This is a genomic window from Mesorhizobium sp. M5C.F.Ca.IN.020.32.2.1, assembly GCF_004023105.1.
Classification (GTDB): domain Bacteria; phylum Pseudomonadota; class Alphaproteobacteria; order Rhizobiales; family Rhizobiaceae; genus Mesorhizobium; species Mesorhizobium wenxiniae.
The window spans coordinates 1-5,032 of the sequence record NZ_RZSX01000461.1; the positions used below are offsets into that span (position 1 = coordinate 1).

Below are 5,032 nucleotides of genomic sequence, written 5' to 3' on the forward strand. Positions count from 1 at the left end.
CAGTGACCCTCAATCCCTTTCCGCACAGTCAGAAGGAACCCGCAATGACCAGACCCAGCAAGTCCAGGCAGATCAAGCTTGGTGCTTTCCTGCCCGGTGGCGGACAGCATATCGCAGCCTGGCGCCACCCTGACGCGCCGGCCGACGGCGCGACGAATTTCGAGTTCCACAGGCAGCTCGCGCTTACCGCCGAGCGCGGCCTGTTCGATGCCTATTTCCTCGCCGACAATCTGACCGTCGGCCTCGGCGCCCGCGAAGGCGGCAATGCAAAGATCGCCGGGTTCGAGCCGGTGACGCTGTTTGCCGCATTGGCGCCGCTCACCACACATCTGGGCTTCATCGCCACCGCCTCCACCACCTATGAGGAGCCGTATACGCTCGCCCGCAAGTTCGCCTCGCTCGATCTTCTGTCGAATGGCCGGGCCGGCTGGAATGTCGTGACCTCGGCGGGCGACGAAACCGCGCGTAATTTCAATCGCGAGACGCAGCCTGCCCACGCCGAGCGCTATGCCCGCGCGCATGAGCATGTCGAGACGGTCAAGGCGCTGTGGGATAGCTGGGAAGATGATGCCTTCATCCGCGACAAGAAGTCGGGGCGCTTCTACGATAAGGACAAGCTTCACGACATCGACCATAAGGGCCCGCATTTCAGCGTCAAAGGTCCGCTCAATGTGCCGCGCCCGGTGCAGGGCCACCCGGTGGTGGTGCAGGCCGGGCAGTCGGAGGGCGGCCGCAAGCTCGCCGCCCAATCGGCTGAAGTCATCTTCACCGCCCATCAGAATCTAGCCTCGGCGCAAGAATTCTACCGCGACCTCAAGGCGCGCGTGAAGGCTGCCGGCCGCAATCCCGGACAGGTGCTGATCATGCCGGGCGTGGCACCCTTCGTCGGCCGCACCGAAGAGGAAGCCCGCGCCAAATACCAGCAGCTGAACGATCTGATCCTGCCCGAAGATGGCGTGGCCCTGCTCAACGGGTTGGCCGGCCAGACGCTCGACATCAGGGGTTATCCGCTCGACGGACCGCTGCCGCCGAGCAAGGAAACCGAAGGCATGAAGAGCCGCCAGGCGCTGATCCGCCAGATCGCCGACGAGCACAACTTCACCATCCGCCAGCTCTACCAGTGGGTGGCGACGGCCCGCGGCCACTACACTGTCATCGGCAGCGCGGTGCAGGTCGCCGATCAGCTGGAGGAATGGTTCGGCAACGAGGCCGCCGACGGCTTCAACATCCTGCCGCCCTGGTTGCCCGGCGCGCTCGACGACTTCGTCGACCTGGTGATCCCCGAGCTGCAGCGCCGCGGCCTGTTCCGCACCGCCTACGAAGGCAGGACGCTGCGCGAGAATCTCGGCCTCAGGCGGCCGGAAAACCCCTGGACCGCCGCCCGCTCGAAGGTGCTGGCCGCCGAATAGATTCTCTTAGAGCAAAGGGCAAGACGATGAGTTTGCAACACATCGAGCGGCCGGTCACGATCGCCGCACATGACGGCAGAACTAGCCTCGGCGCCGATCTTCCGCGCCTGGCCAACCGGGCTGTCGTCCGCTTCCTGTCCCGTTACGGCATCCTGATCGCCTTCCTCGCGATCTGGCAGGTCTCGAGCAGCGCGGGATGGGTCAACGCCGCGGTGCTGCCGCCGATCGACACGATCGTCTCCGCATTGTGGAATGGTCTGGTCGGCGGCACCTTGCTTGGCGACATCGCCATCAGCCTGCAGCGCGCCGGCCTCGCCTTCGCAGCGGCGGTGGCGGTTGCCATCCCGCTCGGTCTGTTCATGGGCCAGGTGCGCGCCGTCGAAACCGCGCTTGATCCGATCCTGCAGGTTTTTCGACAGACTTCTGCGCTGGCCCTCTACCCGGTGTTCATCCTGCTGCTCGGGCTGGGGGAGGCCTCAAAGGTCTTCGTCATCTTCTGGGCGACGCTGTTTCCGCTGCTGCTCAACACCATCAGCGGCGTCAAGCAAGTCGATCCGAAACTGCTCGAAATGGCCCGGGTCTATGGCGCCACGCGGCTCACCGCGTTTCGCCGGGTCGTGCTTCCGGGGGCCGTCCCGTCGATCTTCGTGGGCTTAAGGCTGAGTGCGACCACGGCGCTCTTGCTGCTGATCGCCTCCGAAATGATCGGCGCCAACAGGGGCATCGGCTTCCAGGTGATGAACGCGCAGTACAACTTCCAGATCCCGCTGATGTTTGCGGCGATCGTCATCCTCGCCGGCCTCGGCCTGATCGCCAACCAGGCGCTGGTTAGCCTTCAGCGGCGGCTCTGCCGCTGGAGCAATCCCATCGACTGACCAGCCTTTCACCATCCTCTCCAACAGGCACCATCCTCCAACAGGAAAGACCGGACCATGCCAATCACTCGCCGTTCCCTGCTTGCGGGCGCTCCTTTTGCCGCCGGCGTCATCGCCACCGGCCTGCCTCGCTTTGCCGCTGCGCAAGCTGCGCCGGTCACGTTTCGCTACCTCGCCAGCCGCGGCAGCATCTCGCCGCATGAGCTGGCGGACGAGCTCGGCTATTTCAACGACCTCGGCGTCAAGCTGGAGAATGTCGGCTACTCGGGCGGCGGCCCGGAATCGCTGTTCGCGCTCGCCTCCGGCAGCGTCGATCTCGGCTCGGCCGCAACCGCTGCGGTGATCAATTCGATCTCCGGAGGCAACGACTTCGTCGCCGCCTATCCAAGCAACGGCATCAACAGGCAAGTGCACAGCGTCTTCTACGTGCTGGAAGACAGTCCGATCAAATCGATTGCCGACGTCGCCGGCAAGACCATTGCGGTCAATACGCTTGGTGCCCATCTCGACTACACCGTGCGCGAGGCGCTGCACGGGGTCGGCCTGCCGCCGGATGCGGCCAAGCTCGTCGTGGTGCCCGGGCCGCAGCTTGAACAGACCCTGCGGTCGCGCCAAGTCGATATCGCGGCACTGGGCTATTGGCAGGCGACGTTTGCCGGCGCGCTGGTGGACAAGGGCGGCGTGCGGGGTGTGTTCAACGACACCGACGTGCTGGGCGAACTGGCCGGCGGCTTCACCGTCCTGCGGCGCGACTTCATCACGGCGCATCCGGATGGCGCCCGCAATTTCGTCGAACAGTCGGCCCGCGCCGCCGACTGGTCGCGCCAGAACCCGGACGAGGCGCGCAAGGTGCTCGCGGACATCCTCGACAAGCGCGGCGAAAATGGCGAGCTGGCACGCTACTGGACCGGCTTCGGCCTGCGTGAAGGGGCCAAGGCTGACGACCGCGACATCGAGTTCTGGGTCAGCGTGCTCGAGCGCGACGGCCGCCTGCCCAAGGGCAGGCTGAAAGCCGCTGATATCCTTTACCGGCGCGGCGAAACGAAAACCAACTGACCGGGAGACGGGCGCCATGGCCACCACAAGCGGCGGCGAGGTCACGATCCGCGACCTGTCCAAATCCTTCAGCCTCGGCGGGCGTCCGCTTGCCGTGCTGAGGGCTCTCAACCTCGATATCCGCTCCGGCGAATGTCTCGTCATTGTCGGCGCCAGCGGATCGGGCAAGACCACGCTGCTGCGCATTCTTGCCGGGCTGGAGGCCTCCGACAGCGGCGGTGTCGCGATCGACGGCAAGCCGGTCCATGGCGTCGGCGCTGAACGCGCGGTGATTTTCCAGGAACCGCGCCTGCTGCCCTGGCTGACGGTACTCGGCAACGTCGCCTTTGGCCTCGAAGTGCGGGGCGTGCCCAAGGCGGAGGCCGAGGACAAGGCCCGCTTCTATACCGAGCTCGTTGGTCTGGCCGAATTCAGCGATGCCTATCCCAGGCAGCTTTCGGGCGGCATGGCGCAGCGCGTCGGCATCGCCCGGGCCTTGACCGTGCAGCCTGAAATCCTGCTGCTCGATGAGCCGCTGGGCGCGCTCGACGCCATGACCAAGATCGGCATGCAAGAGGAACTGGCGCGCATCTGGAGCGAGGAGAACGTCACCATGGTCATGGTCACCCACGATCTGGAAGAAGCGATCTATCTAGCGGACAGGGTGCTGATCCTGCCCAGGGAGAAGGGCGGCACAGCGCGGCTGGTCGAGGTTGAACTGCCGCGCCCCCGCGATCGCAGCGAAGGCCGGTTCGTGCGCTATCGCGAAGAACTGCTGCGCGAGTTTGGCTTGCACTGAGACGCGGTGACAGCGCGTCTTGCGCTGCCTTATTTCGCCGCCCCCGACGAAAACAGCGCGCGCTCGACGGGCGGCTCCAGCGTTTGCGCAAAGGGCGTCGCCAAGTGGTGGCGATCGCGGTAGGCCAGCTTGCCGTCGATGAAGACATGGCAGGTCTTGGCGTCGCAGAACCGGTCGGTCATGTCGATATAGGTCGCGTTGGGGACGGTGCGCACGATGTCGCGCTCCACCGCGGCCACGGCGTCGTTGGCGGCGTCGGTTCGCGGCGCATCACATACCGACGGCGTCTGTCCCCGCCACAGCGCGCGGGCCACGCACGTGTCGGCGAACATGCCGTTGAACGGGACATCGCGGATGAAGGCGACTTTCAGCCCGGCCTGGCTGAACGCTTCCAGCGTTGCACGCAGGCCGGCCTGCCAGTCCCGGTCCTGGCTTTCGGATACCTTCACGTCGGGCGACAATTTGCGCGAGCTGGTCAGCGAGATCTCCGACATCACCACCAGGCTCGGGCGCAGGGCGATGATCTCCTTGATCGATTGCTCGCGCCATCGATCGCACTCGGTGTAGTCGCGCTTCAGCTTCGAGCTCCAGACCGTCAGCCGCGACGCCCGGCAGGCGGATTTGAGCCAGGTGACGACCTTGTAGTTGTTCTTCTTCGCCGCCTCGATCAGCGGCGTCGACCAGTGGTCGGCATGCGAATCGCCGAACAGCGCGATCGAGTGCTCGGCATTCTTGGCGCCGAACACACAGGGCTTCGGCGTGACGGTTTCGTAGTCGAGAACGCAGCCGTCCTTGGCGCGCGCGGTGGAGGGCTGTGCGGCAGTTTCGGCAATGATGCGTTGTGAGGGGTCGAGATCGTGCACGGCAAGGCGCGCATTGGCGTAAGTTACCACCACGCCGGCGCCGGTCAGCAT

At 65.4% G+C, this 5,032-nt stretch carries 5 protein-coding genes; 4 read left to right on the top strand and 1 reads right to left on the bottom strand.

Annotation, left to right across the window (positions count from 1 at the left end; all coding sequences use genetic code 11):
* The first annotated feature begins 44 nt into the window (after positions 1 to 44).
* From EOA86_RS21695 to EOA86_RS21710, 4 genes are read left to right on the top strand one after another with little or no spacing between them, the layout of a single operon-like run.
* Complete coding sequence (locus tag EOA86_RS21695; protein ID WP_128343515.1) at positions 45 to 1,409, top strand: LLM class flavin-dependent oxidoreductase; 1,365 nt, start codon at positions 45 to 47, stop codon at positions 1,407 to 1,409.
* 26 nt (positions 1,410 to 1,435) lie between these two features.
* Positions 1,436 to 2,284, top strand: a complete 849-nt coding sequence (locus tag EOA86_RS21700; RefSeq protein WP_065008646.1) for an ABC transporter permease — start codon at positions 1,436 to 1,438, stop codon at positions 2,282 to 2,284.
* A gap of 57 nt (positions 2,285 to 2,341) precedes the next feature.
* Complete coding sequence (locus EOA86_RS21705) at positions 2,342 to 3,340, top strand: ABC transporter substrate-binding protein (RefSeq protein ID WP_128343516.1); 999 nt, start codon at positions 2,342 to 2,344, stop codon at positions 3,338 to 3,340.
* A 16-nt stretch (positions 3,341 to 3,356) separates the two neighbouring features.
* Positions 3,357 to 4,118, top strand: coding sequence for an ABC transporter ATP-binding protein (locus EOA86_RS21710; RefSeq protein ID WP_065008648.1), 762 nt, complete (start codon positions 3,357 to 3,359; stop codon positions 4,116 to 4,118).
* A 29-nt stretch (positions 4,119 to 4,147) separates the two neighbouring features.
* On the opposite strand, the gene EOA86_RS21715 is transcribed toward EOA86_RS21710, so the two are convergent.
* Positions 4,148 to 5,032, bottom strand: an 885-nt coding sequence (locus EOA86_RS21715) for an SGNH hydrolase domain-containing protein (RefSeq protein ID WP_281035682.1), incomplete at its 5' end; no start/stop codon positions are given.

Coding starts and splice junctions, on each gene's coding strand:
- EOA86_RS21695 (WP_128343515.1), top strand. CDS start 45: ATGACCAGACCCAGCAAGTCCAGGCAGATCAAGCTTGGTGCTTTCCTG.
- EOA86_RS21700 (WP_065008646.1), top strand. CDS start 1,436: ATGAGTTTGCAACACATCGAGCGGCCGGTCACGATCGCCGCACATGAC.
- EOA86_RS21705 (WP_128343516.1), top strand. CDS start 2,342: ATGCCAATCACTCGCCGTTCCCTGCTTGCGGGCGCTCCTTTTGCCGCC.
- EOA86_RS21710 (WP_065008648.1), top strand. CDS start 3,357: ATGGCCACCACAAGCGGCGGCGAGGTCACGATCCGCGACCTGTCCAAA.